Source organism: Streptomyces sp. NPDC002623, from assembly GCF_053592635.1.
Genome location: NZ_JBSFWB010000004.1, coordinates 440,593 through 458,222, shown reverse-complemented (window position 1 = coordinate 458,222; position 17,630 = coordinate 440,593). Strand labels below are relative to the sequence as shown.

The window sequence follows — 17,630 nt, the reverse complement described above, 5'->3', positions numbered from 1 at the left end:
GAAAGGGGGCGTCATGGCGCTCGCTGCTCTGGCGACCACGGCCGACCTCGCCGCGCGCGGCCTGACCGTGACAGCGGAGGAGGAGACCGTCGCGGAGACCTACCTCGACGTCGCCTCCACCGCCGTCCGGGAAGCCGCGGGCGTGCCGATCTCACAGACCACCTCAACCGTCACCCTGGAAGGGCCGGTCACCGAATGGCTGACGCTGCCCGGCCCACCGATTCAGTCGGTGGCGACGGTGGAGATCGACGGGGAGGCGGTCACCGACTGGCGGCTGCGCTCCCACCGCCTGTGGCGGGCGTGCGGCTGGTCGCCCGGATTCGGCCCGTCCGACGTCGAGGTGGTCCAGACCCACGGCCTGGCCGACGTCCCGTCGGACATCGTCGACCTGGTGTGCCGGATCGCCGCGGGGGCGCTGGCCGACTACCGAGCCGACCCCGAGGGCGCGGGCCTGGCCGCCGGAGACATCCGCTCCGAACGGATCGGCGACTACTCCGTCACCTACGGGGACACCGGACTGATCACCGGCATGGAGCTGCCCGACTACCTCCGCGAGCGGCTGGCCGCACGCTTCGGCGGGGGCGCGGCGCTGGTGAGGTCGCGGTGAGGGGCCGCGCCGGCGTCCGCCGCTACCTCAACCGCGCGCTCACGGTGTGGCGTCCGCAGGCGGCCGACGACGGCTCTGGCGGCCAGACCACCACGCTCGTCGAGGTGGGCAACGTGCGGGCGAAGGTCGACCAGCCCACGGCCACCGAGCGGATGGTCGCCGCGTCGACCAGCTCCCGCCACTCGCACGACGTCTACCTGCTACCGCGCGCGGACGTCCGCCGCGGCGACGAACTGCGCGGCACCGACGCGCTCGGCACCGCGCAGGTGTTCCGAGTGCAGTCGGTCGTCCAGCCCTCCACCCCCGTCTACTCCAAAGCTCTCGTCGAGCTGATCCAGGCAGAAGGAGAAAGCTGATGGCTGACCTCAGCCTCGTCACAGTGCCGGTCGCCACCGGCATCGCCGACATGGCCGCCCAGGCGACCGCCGCGGCCGGCGGCGGCGACACCGCCCCCGTCGGACCCGGAAGGTTCCTGTACGTCAACAACGCCGACGCGTCCTCCAAGACGGTGACGATCGCCACCCCGGGCACGGTGTCCGGGCTTGCCATCGCCGACGTGGCGGTCGTCGTCGCCGCGGGCAAGCACGCCATCATCCCGCTGACCAACATCTTCCGCGGCTCGACCGGACGGGCGGCGATCACCTACAGCGCCGTCACGTCCGTGACCGTGAGGCCGTTCGAGCTGGGCACCTGATGCCCGGCCAGGAGGGCGGCGGCCTGCCGCAGATGGAGCCGCAGGAGTGCCGGCGCGAGGCCGAAGGGTTCCTCGGCCTGGGGCACGACGTCGACGTTCCCCAGGCGATCGCGTGGGCGCTGCTCGCCGTCGCCGGCGAACTGCACCAGATCCGCCGGCTCCTCGACAAGCGGAGGTGACCCGTGGCGCGTCGCCGAAGGGCACGCGTGGAGATCGTCGGCATGGACCGTTTGCAGCGCCGTCTGCAGGAGGTGGTGCCGCAGCTGGAGGCGGCCGCCAAGGCGGAGGTCGAGAACTCGGCCGGGCTCATGGTGGCCGACGTGCGCCGCAACGTGCGCGTCGACTCCGGCAATATGCGCAGCAGCGTCGAGCCCAAGTACCAGAAGGACGGGCTGCAGGTGGAGGTCGGCTGGCGCGACCGGGACGACCTCTACGCCATGGTCCACGAGCGCGGCTCCCGCCGTATCCCCGCCAACCCCACGCTGATTCCCGCGCTGGAGCGTGCCGGCACGCAGCTGGTGCAGCGGCTCAAGGACGAGGTGAGGAGCCGCCTGTGAGCATGCCCGTCTCCGACTCCGCCGTCCTGCCCGTCCAGGACGCCGTGCTTGCCGCGCTGAAGGCGGACGGCACGCTGGTGTCCCTGGTCCAGGGCGTCTTCGACTGGGTCAAGGAGAACCAGCCGTACCCGTACATCGTCATCGGCGAGGCCGTCGAGACCCCGGACAACACCCACGACAGCCACGGCTCCAACTGTGTGATCACGCTGCACGTGTGGTCGAAGTACCGCGGCTACCGCCAGGCCCTGCAGATCGCCGCCCGGGTGCGGGCGCTCCTCGAGCACCGGCCCCTCACCGTCGCCGGGCACCGGCACGTGGCCACCTACTACGTGTCGCAGCAGACGATCACCGACCCCGAGCCGCCGGGCGACATCCGGCACGTACCCATCAGCTTCCGGGTCCTGACGCAGGTCAGCCCGTGAACGACGACAGAGAGGATGTGACCCGCCATGGCTGGTGAGGACGCAACCGGGACACTGCTCAAGCGGGACTCCACCGGCGGCGGCGTCTTCGTGCCGATCGCGTCCGTCGAGGACCTGTCGGGCCCTTCCCGGTCCCGCAACATGATCGACGTGTCCGCGCACGACAGCCCGGACAACTACCGGGAGTTCGTCAAGGGCATGAAGGACGGCGGGGAGGTGACCGCCACCATCAACTACCGCCCGGGCGAGACCACCCACCAGGACCTGGACGCCGACTTCGAAGAGGACGAGCTGCGGGACTACCAGCTCGTCATGCTGCCCGGCGACGACGACGAGCACACCTGGAACTTCTCCGCCGGCATCAGCAACATCAGCGACGAGTTCCCCCTCGACGACAAGATGGGCCGCGAGGTCACCTTCAAGATCTCCGGAAAGCCCACCCTCACGGCCACCGGCTGACGATCACCCCTAGGAGTACTGCCGTGAGCAGCATCAAGGACGCCATCCGCGCCGCGCAGGACATCAAGACCCAGCCGGACGTGGAGATCCCCGAGTGGGGCGTCACCGTCGACGTCCACGGCCTGCCGTCCGGGGAGTGGGAGGCCTACCAGAACAAGCTGAACAAGCTGCGCTTCCAGGAAGGCCGCAGCGGCGCCGAAATGCAGGTGAAGTCCAACCGCGCCGAGATCGTCGCCAAGGCCCTGTACGACCCGGACACCGGCAAGCTCGTCTTCGCCGACCTGCGCGAGGGCATCGCCATCCTCAGCGAGAAGAGCTCGGGCATGGTCGACGGGCTGTTCAAGCTCGTCCGTCACCTGTCCGGCGAGGACCGGGACTTCGAGCAGAAGGTCCGGGACGCCGAGGGAAACTCCGACGGCGACCAGAGCTGAGGCTGCTGTACGACCTGTCCATCGCCTACCAGATCCCGCCCGACGAGGTGATGGAGCGGTTCAGCGATGAGCAGATCGTGCACCTGGTCGCCTGGCAGAACCTCTACGGGCCCGTCACCCCGCGCCGCTGGGACGTCCTCCTGGCACGCCTGGGCATGGACGTGACCGCCCCGCACATGCGGAAGGGCGCGACGCCTCGGCTGCGCGACCACCTCATGCTCTGGTCCCGTGCGGACCGGCCGGCCCGCAGCGGCCGGGAGATCCTCGGCATCGTCCAGGGCTTCCAGCAGCAGTTCGAGCAGGACGACGACCGGCGCACCCGCCGACGCGGGCGCCGCGACCGGAAGGAGACCTGACGTGGCTGTTCTGGACGAGGTGCTGGTGCGCCTCGGCGTCGACATGTCCGAGGCGCAGGGCGAGGTCGACGAGGGCGCAGCGGGCATCGAGGGCCGTCTCAACGGGCTCGCCACGGTGGGCACTGCGGCCGCCGCCGGGCTCGGCGGCGCGTTCGCCGTGGGCCTGGAGTCCGCCATGGACATCTCGTCGGCCATCACGACGCTCGAGCAGGGCTTCGGCCTGACCCAGGAGGAGGCCGAACGCGCGGGACATCTCTCTGGCGAGGTGTTCTCCGCCGGGTTCGGCGAGTCGGTGGGAGGCGTCGCGGACGCCATGGGCGCGGTGATCGGCGCGATGGGCAAGGTCGGCGACTTCACCGACGCCGAGCTGAAGGACATGACCAAGAGCGCGACCGCGCTCGAGACGAAGTTCGGGATGGACATTCCCGAGGCGGCCAACGCCGCGGGGGCGCTCATCAAGCAGGGCCTGGTCGAGGACGGGATCGAGGCGTTCGATGTGCTGACCAAGGCGGCGCAGACGCTGCCTGCGTCGATGGCCGCGGACATCCCGGCGATCGTCACCGAGTACGGCACCCACTTCAAGCGGATCGGCCTGGACGCTGAGACGGCGTTCGGGATGATGTCCCAGTTCGTGCAGGCGGGTGGCAAGGACATCGACCAGGCCGCCGACGTGCTGCACGAGTTCGCCCGCATCACCTCCGAGGAGACCAAGAGGGCATCGGACGGCTTCAAAGCCTTGGGTCTGGACTCGAAGTCGCTGCTCGCCGACATCGCCAAGGGTGGCAAGCCCGCCGCGGCAGCGCTCACCACGACCCTCGACGCCCTGCGTGGCGTGAAGGACCCTGCCAAGCGGGCCCAGCTCGAGGTGGCGCTGTTCGGCGACATGGCCGGCGAGGCAGCCGACGCGCTGCTGGCCATGAACCCCCAGACGGCGGCCGCCGCAAGCGGCATGGACGCCGCGGCTGGGGCCGCCAAGAAGGTCACCGACGGCATGGCCGACTCGCCCGCACAGCAGTGGGACTCCGTCATGCGGACCGTGACCACGACCCTGGGCATGGCGCTGCTGCCCGTCCTGACCGCGGTGTCCGGGCTGTTCGCCAAGCAGCCTGGCCTGGTCAAGGCGCTCGTGCCGATCGTCCTCTCGCTGGCCGCCGGCCTCGCCATCGCGGCGGCCGCACAGTGGGCGATGAACTCGGCGATGCTCGCGAACCCCATCACCTGGATCATCGTGGCGATCGTCGCGATGGTCGCCGCGATCTTCTACATCGCCACCCAGACCAAGGCGTTCCAGCAGGCCTGGACGGTCGCCTGGGGAGCGATCAAAGCCGCGGCGAAGGCCGTCTCGGACTGGTGGACCGGCACCGTCGTACCCGCCCTGCAAGCAGGATGGAACGCCGTCAAGAACACCGTCAGCGCGGTCGCGAACTGGTTCACCGGCACGCTGAAGCCACAGCTGTCGGCCGTGTGGAACGCGATCGCGGGCGGCGCCAGCGGCATGTGGGCGAAGGTCAAGGGCTACTGGAACAGCATGGTCTCGTTCATCACCGGGATCCCGGGCCGCATCAGCGGAGCCGTGCGCGGAATGTGGGACGGCATCCCGCGCGCGTTCCGCGGCGCGATCAACAACATCATCAGCTCGTGGAACGGGCTGTCGTTCTCCATCGGCGGCGGCAGCTTCATGGGCGTCGACATCCCCCGCCTCACCCTGTCCACGCCGGACATCCCCTACCTCGCCGACGGCGGCATCACCACCGGCCCGACCCTGGCGATGATCGGCGAAGGCAGCGAGCGCGAGGCTGTGCTGCCCCTGTCGCGGCTGGAGCAGCTCCTCAGCCAGCCCTACGCGGCCGCCTCGACAGGCAAGGTCCAGCCGGCCGGGCCGCTCGCGATGGAACTGCGGGGCGGCCCCCGGCTGTTCCGCGAGTTCTTCCAGGAGTCCGTGCGCATCACTGCGGGCGGCGACATCGTCAAGTTCGTCGAAGGGTGAGGTGAGATGGTCAGCCTGCCGCCGGACATGTGGGCCGAGCTGTTCTACGACGGCGCATGGAACCCCGCCAGCGGCCTGCGCCGGACGTCCTCGGTCGTCATCACGCGCGGGCTGTCGGCGGAGTCCGCCTCGGCCGCCGAGCCGACGCAGTGCGAGTGCGAGCTGAACAGTCCCGACGGCCTCTACGCACCCCGCAACTGGCGCTCGCCGCTGCGGAACAAGATCGGCCGCAACACGCCGTTCCGTCTCGGCTACAGGACCGGCTCCCCGTGGGTCGCCCTCGACGGCACGGACGGCAACGAGATCACCACGCCGAGCCAAACCGCCTTCAACGTCACCGACGTCGACCTGCGCATCGAGATCGCCCTGGACAACTGGGTCCAACAGCAGAACCTCGCCGCCCGCTACCTGGCCACCGGAAACCAGCGCAGCTGGGGCATGTACCTGGGAGGGACCGGACAGATCGCCTTCCACTGGTCGCCGACCGGATCGGCCACCCTGGTCACCCGGTTCTCCAGCCTCCCGGTGACCGCCTACAACGGGCAGCGCCTCGCCATCCGCGTCACCCTCGACGTCGACAACGGCGCAGGCAGCTACGAGCTCCGCTTCTACACCGGCCGCACCGTCGACGACGAAGAATGGGACCTCCTGGGCACCCCGCTCACCGGCGCCGCCACGGCCGTGTTCGCCGCCGCGGCCCCCATCGAACTGGGCGACATGACAGGCATCGCCCTGCCCGCGATGACCGGCAAGGCCTACGCCCTGAGGCTCCTGTCAGGGATCGGCGGGACCACCGTCCTGCGCATGACGACGCAGGACGCCGCCCCCGGGGCCAGCTCGTTCACCTCCGGCGGGTTCGTGTGGACCAAGGCGACGGCCGGGGCCACGCTGACGAACAAGCACGTCCGCATGGTCGGCGAGGTGCCCGCCTGGCCGCCGTCCCGCGACCTGTCCGGCAACGACGCCTACGTCAGCATCACTCCCACCGGCGTCACCCGCCGCATGGACGCCGGCAACAAGCCGGTCGACTCCGCCCTGCTGCGTTTCATCAAGGCGAACAACCCGGTCGAGTGCTGGCCCCTCACCGACGGCGAGCAGTCGACGGTCGGAAGGTCCCTCGTCGGCGGCAAGCCGATGACGCAGATCATCCGGTCGATCGACACCCGGGGCGTCTTCGGCAAGGGCAGCCTCGCCCCGTGGATCGAGCCCGTCATCCAGATCCTGCCCGACGTGACCGGCTCGATTCAGGGCGAGTGCCCCGTCACGGCGGGCACCACCGCCGCCTGGTCGATCGACTTCTTCCTGCGAGGAGGAGGCAACGAGTCGGCCGGGGTGTTCGAGATCCTCGACGCCGGCGCGCGCACGGACACCGACAACCAGGCCGAGTTCACCCTGATCTTCGACGGCAACGGCGACACGCTGACGCTCACCCTCAACATGGTGGGCGAGAGCGCGTCGTCCGCCTCCCTCGTCATGGCCGCCACGACCGTGTCGATCTACGACGAGAACCCCCACCACGTCCGCATCACCATGGACCCGCAGACCACCGACACCGCGTGGTCCGTGTACGCGGACGGGCAGCTGATCGGCAGCGGCACCATCGCGTCCATCGTCATCAAGGCCCCGCGTCTCATGCGTCTGGGCTGGGGCTCGCTGACCGTCGCCGGGCAGACCATGACCGAACGCGGCTTCGGCTTCTTCACGCTGTGGGACGGCACGGGGCCCTCGGCCGCGAACATGTACAGCGCCCTGACCGGTTTCGCCGGAGAGCGCGCGGGATCCCGCGTCAAACGCCTGGCCGCCGAGGCCGGATACACAGCGACCGTCTCCGGCGACATCGCCTTTCAAGAGCTCATGGGAATCCAGGGGCAGAAGAAGACCCTCGAACTCCTCAACGAGGCGAACCGCACCAACTTCGGGTACCTGCCCGAGGCCCGCGACCGCAACGAGCTGATCCACCGGGGGCACTCCACCCTGTGGAACCAGCCCCCCGCCCTCGTCCTCGACTTCAGCGCCGGCCTCATCTCCGCCCCGTTCAGGCCCGTGGACGACGACAAGCTCACCGAGAACGACGTCTCGGTGCGACGGGAGTACGGCTCGCTCCCCGCCCGGCAGGTCCTCGAATCCGGGCCCATGTCGGTCCTCGACTTCCCCGACGGCACCGGCCGCTACGACAACGAGTACACCTACAGCCTCGCCACCGACGACCAGGCCGGCCACGTCGCCTCCATGCGCGTACACCTGGGCACCTACGACGGCGTCCGCTACGCCCGCATCACCCTCGACCTCGCCAACCCGCGCGTCCACCAGATGATCGACGACATCCTGCGCGTCGACTCCGGGGACATGCTGCGGCTGACCCGCCTGCCCGACGACCACGGGCCCGACGACGTCGACGTCCTGGTCCAGGGCTACACCGAGACCGCCGGGCCCGAGGAATGGAAGATCACCTTCAACTGCGTGCCGGCCGCGCCCTGGACCGCCCTCGTCCTGGGCAGCACCGCCCACGGCCGCCTCGACACCGGCGGCTGCGAACTCGCCGAGGACCTCGACGCCACCGAGACTGCCGTCGACGTCACCACGACCGGCGCCCGCCGGTGGGCGGACTCGGCCACCTACCCCGACGTCTACCCCCTGGACCTCCGCGTCGGCGGCCCCACCGGAGAGGTCATGAGGGCGACGGCCTGCACCGGGACCACCAACAGCCAGACGTTCACCGTCGTCAGATCCGTCAACGGCGTGATCGCCACCCACAGCACGGGCGCCGACGTACAGGCCGCGCTGCCCGCCTACCTGCCCTTGTGAGGAGCCTGCCATGGCCGTATGGCCGAACCTGTACGCCGGGCAGAGGGCCACCGCCGACCTCCTGACCAGCATGCTGCCCCTGCACGCCGCGAAGCCTGCCCTCACCTCCCGGGCCTCGACGATCGCCATCAGTCCCGACCCCGACCTGCAGCTCGCGGTCGAGGCGAACGCCGACTACCTCCTGCACTTCTTCTTCAGGATCTCCGGGCTCGCCGCCGCCGACATGGACATCCAGTTCACCACCCCCGCCGGATCCACCGGCTCCTACGGCGTCACCGGACGCCTCGCCGGCGCGTCGGCGACGGACGGCGACCTCCGCACCAGCACCCGCATCTCGTACAACGTGGAGACCCAGTACTCCACCCCGTCCACCGCCGCAGCCCAGATCAGCCACGGCGCAGGACGCCTGATCACCGCAGCCAACGCCGGGATCTTCTCCGTCGACTGGGCCCAGACCGTCTCCAACGCGACCGCCAGCGTCTTCGAGGCCGACTCGTGGATGGAGCTCCGCCGCATCGCCTGAAGGGATTTTCGTGTTCATCACCGACCGGCTCGAGACCATCCAGTACGACGGCACCAACGGCCAGTTCATCGCCACCGAGTTCCTCGACAACACCACGGTCCTCAGCGACGACGGCCAGCTCCTGCGCCTGGTCGACGGCAACAACGACCCCCAGGTGTACCTGGGCGACTGGGTGATCCGCCGCGCGCTCGGCGGCGGCCAGTACATGTACCTCGGCACCTACCCCACCGCTGACCTCGAAGCCAGATACGCACCGCTGCCCTGACCGCCCGCCACTCCCACCACGCCCCGCGCCTTCCGGCTGGGGCTTTTCTCGTGCCCTGAGGAGGGCTCATGGCCAAGACGGGCCCCCAGAAGATTCCCGGTGCTTCCCTGGCGCGCTTCTACGGAACGGGCCAGTACTCCGGCTCCGACATGGAGGTGAACTGCGGCGTCGTCCACACCACCGAAGGGCGGACCCTGCCCGACTACAACGGCGGATCCATCGCCCCGACCGTGACCGGGGTCCCCGACTTCGCCGCGAAGAAGGTGCGCTGGCACCAGCATTACGACGTCGACGAGTCCGCCCGCGCCCTCGCCAACAAGCTCGGCGGCGTCGAGACGAACACGGCGAACGCCTTCCAGATCGAACTCGTCGGCACCTGCGACGACTCCAAGAAGACCAGCTGGGGCAGCGCCAAGGCCGGCGTCGACTACCTGCACTGGCCGACCGCCCCCGACTGGGCACTCGCCGAAGTCGCCTGGCTCGTGCGCTGGCTGAACACCAACCACGGCGTACCGCTCACCTGCGTCGCCGACTGGCTGGCCTACGGCAAGGACACCCGCCGCCCCGGCGTCACCCCAGCCTCCTACGGGGCCAGCCCCGCCCGCATGACGGCCGCCAAGTGGCAGGCCTTCAAGGGCTGGTGCGGACACCAGCACGTCCCCGAGAACGACCACGGCGACCCGGGCTCCATGAACTTCGCCCGCGTCATCGCCCTCGCCAAGGGCGCCACCACACCCACCCAGGAGGAAGACATGGCGCTCACGGACGCCGAGATCAAGGCCATCGGCCGGCAGGTCGTGACGGGCGCGAACGGCGCGAAGTCACCGGACGACCCGACGGTGGAGTGGGCGGTGTCCAGTTTCCTCGGCCTCACCCTCAAGGCGACGCGCGCCCTGGCGGCGGACGTCGCCGAGGTCAAGACGAAGGTCGACAGCCTCGCCGTCGGCGGCGTCGACCTGGACGCCCTCGCCGCCAAGGTCGCCGACCTGCTCGCTGCACGCCTCGCTGACTGACCATCCGCCCCAGCAGAAACGAGACCCGTCATGAAGATCTCCAGCATCGCCAAGTCCATCGTCGCCGGGGTCGCGGCCGGCGCGACCGCCGCGGTCACCGCCGTACAGGACGGCGCGCTCTCCACCGGCGAGGGCGTCACCATCGTGCTCGCCGTCCTCGGCGCGTGGGGCATCACCTACGCCGTGCCCAACAAGTCGTCCACGGCAGCCTGATGGGTGGCCCGGCCCCGGACCCGGCGGGCGTCTACATCAGCTCGGCCCAGATGTACCAGGAGTTGAGATCCCTGAGCGATGGTCTGACCCGAGTGGAGACGAAGCTCGACGGCATCGGCCAGGGGCTCACCGATCTCGGCAAGGATGTCGCCGACCACGAGACCCGGCTGCGCACCCTCGAACGCGCCCGCTGGCCACTACCCACGATCGGCGTCCTCGCCGGACTCGCGGGCGCAGCAACGGGCGCCGTCTCCCTCTTCGCACGCTGATGCGGCCCCGTCCTCTTCGGAGGGCGGGGCCGCTTCGGCATGTCCGGGGTCAGCGAGCAGGCTGCTGCCCGTACACGCTCACCCACCGGTCGCCGCGCATCACGATGTCCGCGGTCTCCACCGCGCGGCCGGTGGCCTGGTCGTAGTACGTCCGCTCAACCGCGAGGACCGGACCGGGCGGCGTCATGCCGAGCGCCTGCGCCTCCTGCCGTGTGGCCATCCGCGCACGGACGCGCTCGACGGGGTCACCGACTTCGATGCTGATGACGCGCATGCGGGCGGCGACGCCGACCCCGGCGTACGGACCGACCTCGGGCAGCGCGATGAGGGATTGGCCGGTGAGGGCGAGCGGCTCCCACGACTCGGCGAGCTGCACGGGTTGGTCGTCGGCAAGGTAGGTGTACGAGGTGCGCATGACGGCCTCGCCCGGAGCGACGCCGAGGCGGCCAGCCACGGTGTCGCTGGCCTGCTCGGTGGTGGACTCGTGCCGCCATGTGCCGACCGCGCCCTGCTTCGCGGCCCCCTCAGCGAACGGTGAGTCCTCGCTGCGGTGCCGGTGCTGGCGGACGAGCACCTCGGGTGAGTCCGGGCTACGGACGTAGTGGCCGGCGCCGTGCCGTGAGACGACCAGCCCATCGTCGACGAGCAGCTTGTACGCGCCGGTGGCCACGGAGTTGCTGCCGCCGTACTGCCGGGAGATCTCAGCCACGGACGGGAGGCGGGTGCCTGGCACAAGCTCACCGGACTCGATGCGAGTACGCAGCTCTTCGGCGACGCGCAGGTACAGCGGTGTCTCGCTCACTGTCCGCCTCCTCTCTGTGTGACTTACGTGACAGAGTAGTGATCCTCGGTCTACTCTCGTACGAGAGTCAGTCTCTCGCACGAGAGCAGGTATTTCGTCGTGCCGACCAGCCAGCGCGCAGCCGATTTACGGGCTGCTCTCCAGGACGCCCTCGGTGGGCAGGTGGACCTCGTCCCTCTCCAGCGTGGTACCCGCATCAGCGCGGCCGCGCCGGACGCGGCGGACTGGGAGCGGTGGCGTAAGGCCATCGAGATCCTGCGCACGGCGGACGCCTGGGGCAGCAGCAGCGCGAGCGGCACGCCGGAGATCTGGGCCCGAGTCGACAACCACGAGGTGTCCCCATGAGCGCTGTGACTGCGGGCAGGCATATCGCCCTGTCCCGAGTGGACGAGGCATACCGACGCCTGTCGCACCACTCCCTGGTGGAGTGCGTGCGCTGCAAAGCCTTCCCTCCGAAGCCGTGCGAAGAGTCGACGGCGCTCCTCCTGGCGTGGAGCCGGGCGCGACGGGCGGCCCGGCGGTGAAGCGCTGCGAGCGCTGCGGCCAGCCGATCCGTAGCGACGAGCGGTACACGACGGTCATTCCCGACTCGATGTCGGCCGCCCGGCCGAGCACGTACACGCACGCCTGGGACTGCAAGCCGCCGCGCACCGTCGTGATACCGCGGTCCCGCTGACCACCTCGCCTGCGACGCCGACGATCCCGCAGGCGAGGACGGCGGCCGCCCCGGAGCCCCACACCAGGCGGCCGCAGGCCCGTCGTCGCGCGTGCCCCCGTGCGCCGGCGACGGGCCACTCACCGGACAAGGTCCGCGAGCGAGCAGCCGATCGCGTCAGCGATGCGGATGAGCGTGTCCAGCAGAGGCGAGGAATGTCCCTGCTCGATCCGGCTGTACGTCGCCATGTCGATCCCGGTCCGCTCGCACACCTGGCGTTGGCTCAGGTCGTGGTGGAGGCGGACGCGGCGGATCTGCTCTCCCACAGCGCGGCGGCGGGCGATGACCCGGTCGTCGGGCGGGGTGGGGCGCGGCACCCGTCCACGCTCTCGGTGGCATGATCGGCTGTGATTAGGGTCGACCCTAAATCTGGTGATCTTGAAGGACGCGGGCCACCACAGACCCGCTGAGGCGTTGGGGCCGGGAGGTCCCGGAGAGGGCGCCGAGGCGGGGCCGGGCGGTCACCCCCAGGGGTGGCCGCCCGTGCTCTTGCCCGCGCGTCCCTTCGGGCCAGCGACGGGCCAGCTCGTGATCATGAAGGCCCCGCAAAACGGACGCGCCCCCGGCTCGAAGTACCTCTGAGCTGGGGGCGTTTCGGTAGGCCCTGTGGGACTCGAACCCACAACCAATGGATTAAAAGTCCACTGCTCTGCCAATTGAGCTAAGGGCCCACGCGGTGTTGCGTGATGTTGCCTCCCCGAGCATAGCCGGACCTGGCCGTCTCTCCGATCGGGTATCGGAGACACGGCCGCGCCGGAGTCGGTTACAGGGTCTTCTGCGTTCTCGCCGCCTCCCGGGCCAGCGTCCGTTCGTGCAGGGGGTTGAGGAACCACTCCCGGGCCGAGACCTGCCACCACACCCCCGCGAAGCCCAGGACGACCAGGACGGCGACCGGGGCGTAGTTGAAGGTCTCCCAGGTGACCGGCGAGACCTGGGGCAGCATGAACAGGACCGTGATGACGGCCACCCAGGCCACCGACACCACGCCGATCGCCTTCGACCAGCGGCCCAGGTGCCACGGCCCGCGCTCGAAGGCCTCGCCCTTGCGGATGCGCAGCAGTGTCGGGACGACGTAGGCGATGTAGAGGCCGATGACGGCGATGGAGGTGACGGCCGCGTACGCGGTCACGTTGATCAGATAGGGCAGCCCGAGCACCAGCGCGCCGCCCGCCGCCAGCCAGACCGCCGCGACGGGTGTGCGGGTGCGCGGGCTGACCGTGTGCCAGAGGTGCGAGTAGGGGAGTGCGCCGTCGCGCGAGAACGCGTAGATCATGCGGCTGTTGGCCGTCACCGACGCCATCCCGCAGAACAGCTGGGCCCCGATCACCACCAGCAACAGCAGCTTTCCGGCGGTCGCGCCGAGCGCGTCGAGCAGGATCTGGGCGGGCGGCGCGCCGGTCGGGGACTCGAGGGCGCCGCTGTAGGACTGGATGGCGTAGGTGAAGCCGAGCAGCAGGACGAAGCCGGCGATCCAGGAGGTCCAGATGGACCGCACGATGCCCTTCGGACCGGCCGTGGACGCGTCGTGCGTCTCCTCCGTCATATGGGCGGAGGCGTCGTAGCCGGTGAAGGTGTACTGGGCCATGAGCAGGCCGAGCAGGACGACGTACACACCGCTGCCCCAGCCCGTGTTGTTGACGAACTCGCCGAACACGAAGGACGTCGACTGATGCTTGTCGGGGACGAAGGCCAGCGCCCCGACGATGACACCCACGCCCAGCACGTGCCACCACACGCTCACGCTGTTGAGCAGGGCGACGATCCGCACCCCGAAGGTGTTCAGCAGGCCGTGCAGCACCAGGATCCCGGCGAAGAGCAGGACCGTCCGCTCGGGTGTCACCTCGAAGTCGAACTGGAGGTTCAGATACGCGCCGAGGAAGGACGCGGCCCCGAAGTCGATGCCGGCGGTCACCGCGACCTGCCCCAGCACGTTGAACCAGCCCGTGAACCAGGCCCAGGCCGCCGCCGATCGCGGGGGCGCCAGCCGGTGCGCCCAGAAGTACAGGCCCGCCGACGTCGGGTACGCCGAGCAGATCTCGGCCATCGCCAGGCCCACGAAGAGCGTCATCAGGCCGACGACCACCCAGCCCCAGGTGATCACCGCGGGGCCGCCCGTGTTCATGCCGAACAGGTACAGCGTCAGACAGCCCGACAGGACCGAGATGATCGTGAAGGAGACCGCGTAGTTGGAGAACGCCGACATACGGCGGGCGAGAACCTGCGTGTAACCGAGCTGGGCCAGCCGCTCTTCGTCCGAGAGCTCCGAGAGCCCCGAGGAATCCGAGAGCCCCGAGGGATCCGAGAGCCCCGAGGGATCCGAGAGATTCCCGGGAGACCGCCCACTCACTATGCCGTCATCTGTCATGCCCCCAGCAATTCCCTCACCGGGGGCGTGACATGCATCACAACTTGGCTAGAAAATACCCTTGTAGCCCTGCCAGCCGGCGCCGATCTTCACCCGCGAGCTGAAGGACCCCGTCCCGTTCCCCGGAACCCGGTACAGCACACCCGCCGTGTCCCGCGCGACCAGATCCGCCTTGCCGTCCCCGGTGATGTCGCCGACGCCGACGACCACGTCGTACGGAGCGCCCCAGTTGGCGTACAGCTTCACGCCAGGGCCGAAGGTGCCCTTCCCGGTGCCGTAGAACCGGAACAGGTTGTTCGCCTTGTCCTGCGCGAGCAGGTCCCCGACCCCGTCCCCGTTGAGATCCCCGGCCCCGACGACCTTCTTGTACGTCTTCCAGTTGGCGTACAGCTTCACACCGGTCGCCAGCCTCCCCGCACTCGTGCCCTTGTACAGGTACACCGCACCCGTCGCCGCGTTACGGGCGATCAGATCGGGCCGCCCGTCCCCGCTGACGTCACCGGTCGAGGTCAGGACGTCGAACTGGTTCCAGCCGCTGGTCCCGAGGGTGGTGTACGACGTCGAGGGCGCCAGAAACCCGTTGCAGCCCGGCTTGTACAACCGCAGCGCACCGCTGCTCAGCCGGACCAGGACGTCGTTGCAGCGGTCGCCGCTCAAGTCTCCCACCGGGACCGCCTTGATCGTCGTGGCCCAGCCCGTCCTGCTGACGTCCGTGACGAACGTGCCGTTGCCCGTGCCCCGGTGGTAGGTCAGCGCACCCGAGGAACTGAGGGTGAGCAGGTCCCCGACGCCGTCCGGCGACCCCCACGAGCCGCCCACGAAGTCGTGGTGCACCGCACTGCCGTGCACCAGCTGAACCGTCCCCTGTGTCACCAGGGGAGCACCCACACCATCCGCCGGCGTGACCGACAACGTCCAGGTGTACGAGCCGTTGGGAAGGACCTTCGCGCCGTTGACGCCGTCCCACCCGACCTTCAGCTCGCCGCGCGCGGGGCCGCCGTCCTCGCTGTCGACGACCTTGCCGGTCGCCTTGTCGCGGACCGTGAGCTGCCGGCTCGCGGCCGGCTTCGACAACAGCACGGTGGTCAGGGGGTAGAAGGCCGGATCGGTCAGGCCCGTGTCGACCATCGACGCATTCTGCACTGCGCCCAGCATGCGCAAGGGCTGCTGGACAACGCCGGACGGCACGAGGTGCACCTGCTCCGCGCCGTCCACATAGGCCGCGTTCGCGCCGGACTCGTCGACCGTCCAGCGCACGTCCCGCTGCGAGACGCCCGTGTCGGGCAGGTCGCCGATGGCCCGGCCGACGGGTGTGCCGTCCGCGACCGTCGTCAGCGTCAGCTTCCCGGCCTGCTTGTCATGGGTGACGACGTACCCGTCACCGAGCTTGGCCTCGTCGGCCGGCACCGGCACGGACTTCTTCGCCGTACGGTCGTAGACACCGGCCCGGCCTTCGCACGTCCAGTACAGCCAGCGGCCCAGCGCCTGGAGTTCGGTGGGGGTGCAGCCGGCGTCGATGGCGAGGGTCTCGATGTTCTTCTTCGCCGTCAGGTCATACGCGGTCACCGTGCCGGGGCTCTCGCCCACAGTCCACAGGACGTCACCCGCGAGCGCGGCGGCGCCGGCGACGCGCGTGACGGCCGGGGCCGCGTTGCTGTCCAGCTTGTAGACGTACTGCTGGTCAGCCGTGGTGTAGATCAGGTACTCGCCGGAGACATCGGTGATCCGGCCTCCGGCGGGGACGATGTGCTGCCAGTAGTCGTCGTCCCCCGGCCCGTTGACCCTGATCCGGTCTTCCTGCTCCGATTCGCGTTGCAGCCAGGCGGTCCGCCCGTCGGCGGTGCCGAAGAGCTGCGAGCAGCCGACGTCTGTCACCGCGCACGAGCTCAGCCGCGTCTGGGTCCCGTCGAACAATGACCGCGCCCCGAACGTCGGTGTCCCGGTCACGGCGACGGTCCGCCCATAGGTGTCGCGGACGAGGGCATCGTCGGTATCGGCCACGACGAGCTTGCCCTGGTCCAGCGAGATCCCCTGGATCTTGCGCGGCAGCTTGGGCAGGGGCTTGACCCGGGTGACGACCGGGCTGCCGTCCGGGCCCGGCTGGATGCGCTGAATGCCCCAGTCGTCCGGCGCGGCGCCGGTGCGGCCCACGACAACGGCGCTGCCGTCGGAGGCACCGGCGATGCCGGGCTGCGACGCGGGCAGCAGGGTTCTGGACGGGCCGCCCGCGACGGATTTGGCGGTCACCGCCGACGTACCGGGCCGGGTCACCAGCCAGTCGCCCACCACCGCGAGATCCCCCGGAACGTTCGTGCTGCCGCTGTCCAGCGTGACCTCGACCGGGGCGGCGGACAGGTCGGAACGGGAGAACACGTGGACCGTGGGGTCGCCCACGTCGAACAGCACCACATGGTCGGCGGAGACCACCGCGTGCGCGTAGAGCTCCGCGCGCGGCGGGGTCGAGTCCCGCACCTCTCCGGTCCGTCGGTCGACCATGACCCACAGGTACGGTCCGCCCGCCCGTCCAGCGACGAACAGCAGCCCGTCGGCGTCCCCGCCCTTGGGCTGACCGAGCAGGTACCCCTCGGGCACCTGGGTCACCGGAACGTCCCGCGTGCTGCCGTCGGCTTCCGGGAACAGCAGGTGCATCTCGCGCTGGACTGTCGTCCCGTTCTCGTCCTTCACCGGCCGGTAGGCGACCACCAGATCGCTGTAGGCGGTGACCAGCGACAGCCCCTCGGGGATGCGGATCGTACGGGTGCTGCCGTCCGCCGCGTTCCAGAGGTCGACGCGGTCCCCGGCGTAGCGGTAGACGAGGACGTCGCCGCCCGCCGTGCTGTAGCTGGTGTAGCCGGTCGGGTGGACCACCTTGACGGACGTGCCGTCCGCATACCGTGTCCAGACCAGCCCGGAGCCTTCCAGATTGTGGAACACGCCCTGGGGGCCGGCGCCGTCATGACCGCCGTAGGCCGAGGCGCCGTACAGCGCAGCCCCTGTGTACGCGCCGCTCTGAGTCGCCGGCACCACCGTCTCCACCGCCGTGTCCGCGACCGCGGTCGACGGGAGCAGTGGGGTCAGGCCGACCGTCAGGACGGCGGATGCGGTGATGAGACGCAGGCGCACGGAGACATGGCGAGCCAAGAGATT

22 protein-coding genes and 1 tRNA gene are annotated in these 17,630 nt (G+C 70.0%); 18 read left to right on the top strand and 5 right to left on the bottom strand.

Annotated features, from left to right (window positions below; genetic code table 11):
- Positions 1–13: 13 nt before the first annotated feature.
- The 16 genes from ACWD4O_RS10195 to ACWD4O_RS10120 all read left to right on the top strand — a co-directional run bounded on the left by ACWD4O_RS10195 (position 14) and on the right by ACWD4O_RS10120 (position 10,601).
- The gene (locus tag ACWD4O_RS10195; RefSeq protein WP_451279222.1) at positions 14–607 is read left to right on the top strand and encodes a hypothetical protein; all 594 of its coding nucleotides are present in this window, start codon (positions 14–16) and stop codon (positions 605–607) included.
- Entirely contained in the window at positions 604–963 is a 360-nt protein-coding gene (locus tag ACWD4O_RS10190) for a head-tail adaptor protein (RefSeq protein WP_451279220.1), read from the top strand. The genes ACWD4O_RS10195 and ACWD4O_RS10190 overlap by 4 nt, the downstream gene beginning before the upstream one ends.
- A complete protein-coding gene (locus ACWD4O_RS10185; protein WP_358809287.1) occupies positions 963–1,301 on the top strand; it encodes a hypothetical protein in 339 nt (112 codons plus the stop codon). Before ACWD4O_RS10190 ends, ACWD4O_RS10185 begins: the two co-directional genes overlap by 1 nt.
- On the top strand, positions 1,301–1,480 hold the full coding sequence (locus tag ACWD4O_RS10180) for a hypothetical protein (RefSeq protein ID WP_451279218.1): 180 nt from the start codon (positions 1,301–1,303) through the stop codon (positions 1,478–1,480). The genes ACWD4O_RS10185 and ACWD4O_RS10180 overlap by 1 nt, the downstream gene beginning before the upstream one ends.
- Before the next feature lie 42 nt (positions 1,481–1,522).
- Positions 1,523–1,858 (top strand): HK97 gp10 family phage protein, encoded by a 336-nt coding sequence (locus ACWD4O_RS10175; RefSeq protein WP_451279216.1) that lies wholly within the window; start codon positions 1,523–1,525, stop codon positions 1,856–1,858.
- A 2-nt stretch (positions 1,859–1,860) separates the two neighbouring features.
- On the top strand, positions 1,861–2,280 hold the full coding sequence (locus ACWD4O_RS10170; RefSeq protein WP_451279355.1) for a DUF3168 domain-containing protein: 420 nt from the start codon (positions 1,861–1,863) through the stop codon (positions 2,278–2,280).
- A gap of 27 nt (positions 2,281–2,307) precedes the next feature.
- Positions 2,308–2,739, top strand: a complete 432-nt coding sequence (locus ACWD4O_RS10165; protein WP_451279214.1) for a phage tail tube protein — start codon at positions 2,308–2,310, stop codon at positions 2,737–2,739.
- Between the two features lie 23 nt (positions 2,740–2,762).
- Entirely contained in the window at positions 2,763–3,170 is a 408-nt protein-coding gene (locus ACWD4O_RS10160; RefSeq protein WP_358809283.1) for a hypothetical protein, read from the top strand.
- 50 nt (positions 3,171–3,220) lie between these two features.
- Positions 3,221–3,526 (top strand): hypothetical protein, encoded by a 306-nt coding sequence (locus ACWD4O_RS10155; RefSeq protein ID WP_451279212.1) that lies wholly within the window; start codon positions 3,221–3,223, stop codon positions 3,524–3,526.
- Between the two features lies 1 nt (position 3,527).
- Positions 3,528–5,513, top strand: a complete 1,986-nt coding sequence (locus ACWD4O_RS10150; RefSeq protein ID WP_451279210.1) for a phage tail tape measure protein — start codon at positions 3,528–3,530, stop codon at positions 5,511–5,513.
- Positions 5,514–5,519: 6 nt separating this feature from the next.
- The gene (locus tag ACWD4O_RS10145; protein ID WP_451279208.1) at positions 5,520–8,318 is read left to right on the top strand and encodes a hypothetical protein; all 2,799 of its coding nucleotides are present in this window, start codon (positions 5,520–5,522) and stop codon (positions 8,316–8,318) included.
- 10 nt (positions 8,319–8,328) lie between these two features.
- Positions 8,329–8,841 (top strand): hypothetical protein, encoded by a 513-nt coding sequence (locus tag ACWD4O_RS10140; protein WP_451279206.1) that lies wholly within the window; start codon positions 8,329–8,331, stop codon positions 8,839–8,841.
- Between the two features lie 10 nt (positions 8,842–8,851).
- Positions 8,852–9,106: a hypothetical protein gene (locus tag ACWD4O_RS10135; protein ID WP_451279204.1), complete on the top strand. Its 255-nt coding sequence runs from the start codon at positions 8,852–8,854 to the stop codon at positions 9,104–9,106.
- A 68-nt stretch (positions 9,107–9,174) separates the two neighbouring features.
- Complete coding sequence (locus ACWD4O_RS10130; protein WP_451279202.1) at positions 9,175–10,119, top strand: hypothetical protein; 945 nt, start codon at positions 9,175–9,177, stop codon at positions 10,117–10,119.
- Positions 10,120–10,149: 30 nt separating this feature from the next.
- The gene (locus ACWD4O_RS10125; protein WP_451279200.1) at positions 10,150–10,332 is read left to right on the top strand and encodes a hypothetical protein; all 183 of its coding nucleotides are present in this window, start codon (positions 10,150–10,152) and stop codon (positions 10,330–10,332) included.
- Positions 10,332–10,601, top strand: a complete 270-nt coding sequence (locus ACWD4O_RS10120; RefSeq protein WP_451279198.1) for a hypothetical protein — start codon at positions 10,332–10,334, stop codon at positions 10,599–10,601. The genes ACWD4O_RS10125 and ACWD4O_RS10120 overlap by 1 nt, the downstream gene beginning before the upstream one ends.
- Positions 10,602–10,650: 49 nt before the next feature.
- Here ACWD4O_RS10120 and ACWD4O_RS10115 read toward each other — a convergent pair whose 3' ends face one another.
- Entirely contained in the window at positions 10,651–11,403 is a 753-nt protein-coding gene (locus ACWD4O_RS10115) for a GntR family transcriptional regulator (protein WP_451279196.1), read from the bottom strand.
- Between the two features lie 99 nt (positions 11,404–11,502).
- Here ACWD4O_RS10115 and ACWD4O_RS10110 point away from each other — a divergent pair, with 99 nt between their 5' ends.
- Both ACWD4O_RS10110 and ACWD4O_RS10105 read left to right on the top strand, forming a co-directional pair.
- Positions 11,503–11,748, top strand: coding sequence for a hypothetical protein (locus ACWD4O_RS10110; RefSeq protein WP_451279194.1), 246 nt, complete (start codon positions 11,503–11,505; stop codon positions 11,746–11,748).
- Positions 11,749–11,863: 115 nt separating this feature from the next.
- Positions 11,864–12,079, top strand: coding sequence for a hypothetical protein (locus tag ACWD4O_RS10105; protein WP_451279192.1), 216 nt, complete (start codon positions 11,864–11,866; stop codon positions 12,077–12,079).
- Between the two features lie 119 nt (positions 12,080–12,198).
- On the opposite strand, the gene ACWD4O_RS10100 is transcribed toward ACWD4O_RS10105, so the two are convergent.
- From ACWD4O_RS10100 to ACWD4O_RS10085, 4 genes are all read right to left on the bottom strand, one after another.
- The gene (locus ACWD4O_RS10100) at positions 12,199–12,435 is read right to left on the bottom strand and encodes a helix-turn-helix domain-containing protein (RefSeq protein ID WP_451279190.1); all 237 of its coding nucleotides are present in this window, start codon (positions 12,433–12,435) and stop codon (positions 12,199–12,201) included.
- A gap of 281 nt (positions 12,436–12,716) precedes the next feature.
- Positions 12,717–12,789: transfer RNA gene (locus ACWD4O_RS10095), tRNA-Lys, on the bottom strand.
- Positions 12,790–12,881: 92 nt separating this feature from the next.
- Positions 12,882–14,483: an amino acid permease gene (locus ACWD4O_RS10090; protein ID WP_451279188.1), complete on the bottom strand. Its 1,602-nt coding sequence runs from the start codon at positions 14,481–14,483 to the stop codon at positions 12,882–12,884.
- A gap of 48 nt (positions 14,484–14,531) precedes the next feature.
- Positions 14,532–17,624 carry an FG-GAP-like repeat-containing protein gene (locus ACWD4O_RS10085; protein ID WP_451279186.1) on the bottom strand — a complete coding sequence of 1,031 codons (3,093 nt, stop codon included), beginning with the start codon at positions 17,622–17,624 and terminating at the stop codon, positions 14,532–14,534.
- Positions 17,625–17,630: the final 6 nt, after the last annotated feature.

What these genes read in the sequence shown, in the direction of transcription:
- ACWD4O_RS10090 (WP_451279188.1), bottom strand. Translation starts at nt 14,483, where the DNA reads ATGACAGATGACGGCATAGTGAGTGGGCGGTCTCCCGGGAATCTCTCG.
- ACWD4O_RS10170 (WP_451279355.1), top strand. Translation starts at nt 1,861, where the DNA reads ATGCCCGTCTCCGACTCCGCCGTCCTGCCCGTCCAGGACGCCGTGCTT.
- ACWD4O_RS10130 (WP_451279202.1), top strand. Translation starts at nt 9,175, where the DNA reads ATGGCCAAGACGGGCCCCCAGAAGATTCCCGGTGCTTCCCTGGCGCGC.
- ACWD4O_RS10155 (WP_451279212.1), top strand. Translation starts at nt 3,221, where the DNA reads ATGGAGCGGTTCAGCGATGAGCAGATCGTGCACCTGGTCGCCTGGCAG.
- ACWD4O_RS10120 (WP_451279198.1), top strand. Translation starts at nt 10,332, where the DNA reads ATGGGTGGCCCGGCCCCGGACCCGGCGGGCGTCTACATCAGCTCGGCC.
- ACWD4O_RS10185 (WP_358809287.1), top strand. Translation starts at nt 963, where the DNA reads ATGGCTGACCTCAGCCTCGTCACAGTGCCGGTCGCCACCGGCATCGCC.
- ACWD4O_RS10165 (WP_451279214.1), top strand. Translation starts at nt 2,308, where the DNA reads ATGGCTGGTGAGGACGCAACCGGGACACTGCTCAAGCGGGACTCCACC.
- ACWD4O_RS10125 (WP_451279200.1), top strand. Translation starts at nt 10,150, where the DNA reads ATGAAGATCTCCAGCATCGCCAAGTCCATCGTCGCCGGGGTCGCGGCC.
- ACWD4O_RS10140 (WP_451279206.1), top strand. Translation starts at nt 8,329, where the DNA reads ATGGCCGTATGGCCGAACCTGTACGCCGGGCAGAGGGCCACCGCCGAC.
- ACWD4O_RS10180 (WP_451279218.1), top strand. Translation starts at nt 1,301, where the DNA reads ATGCCCGGCCAGGAGGGCGGCGGCCTGCCGCAGATGGAGCCGCAGGAG.
- ACWD4O_RS10195 (WP_451279222.1), top strand. Translation starts at nt 14, where the DNA reads ATGGCGCTCGCTGCTCTGGCGACCACGGCCGACCTCGCCGCGCGCGGC.
- ACWD4O_RS10175 (WP_451279216.1), top strand. Translation starts at nt 1,523, where the DNA reads ATGGACCGTTTGCAGCGCCGTCTGCAGGAGGTGGTGCCGCAGCTGGAG.
- ACWD4O_RS10145 (WP_451279208.1), top strand. Translation starts at nt 5,520, where the DNA reads ATGGTCAGCCTGCCGCCGGACATGTGGGCCGAGCTGTTCTACGACGGC.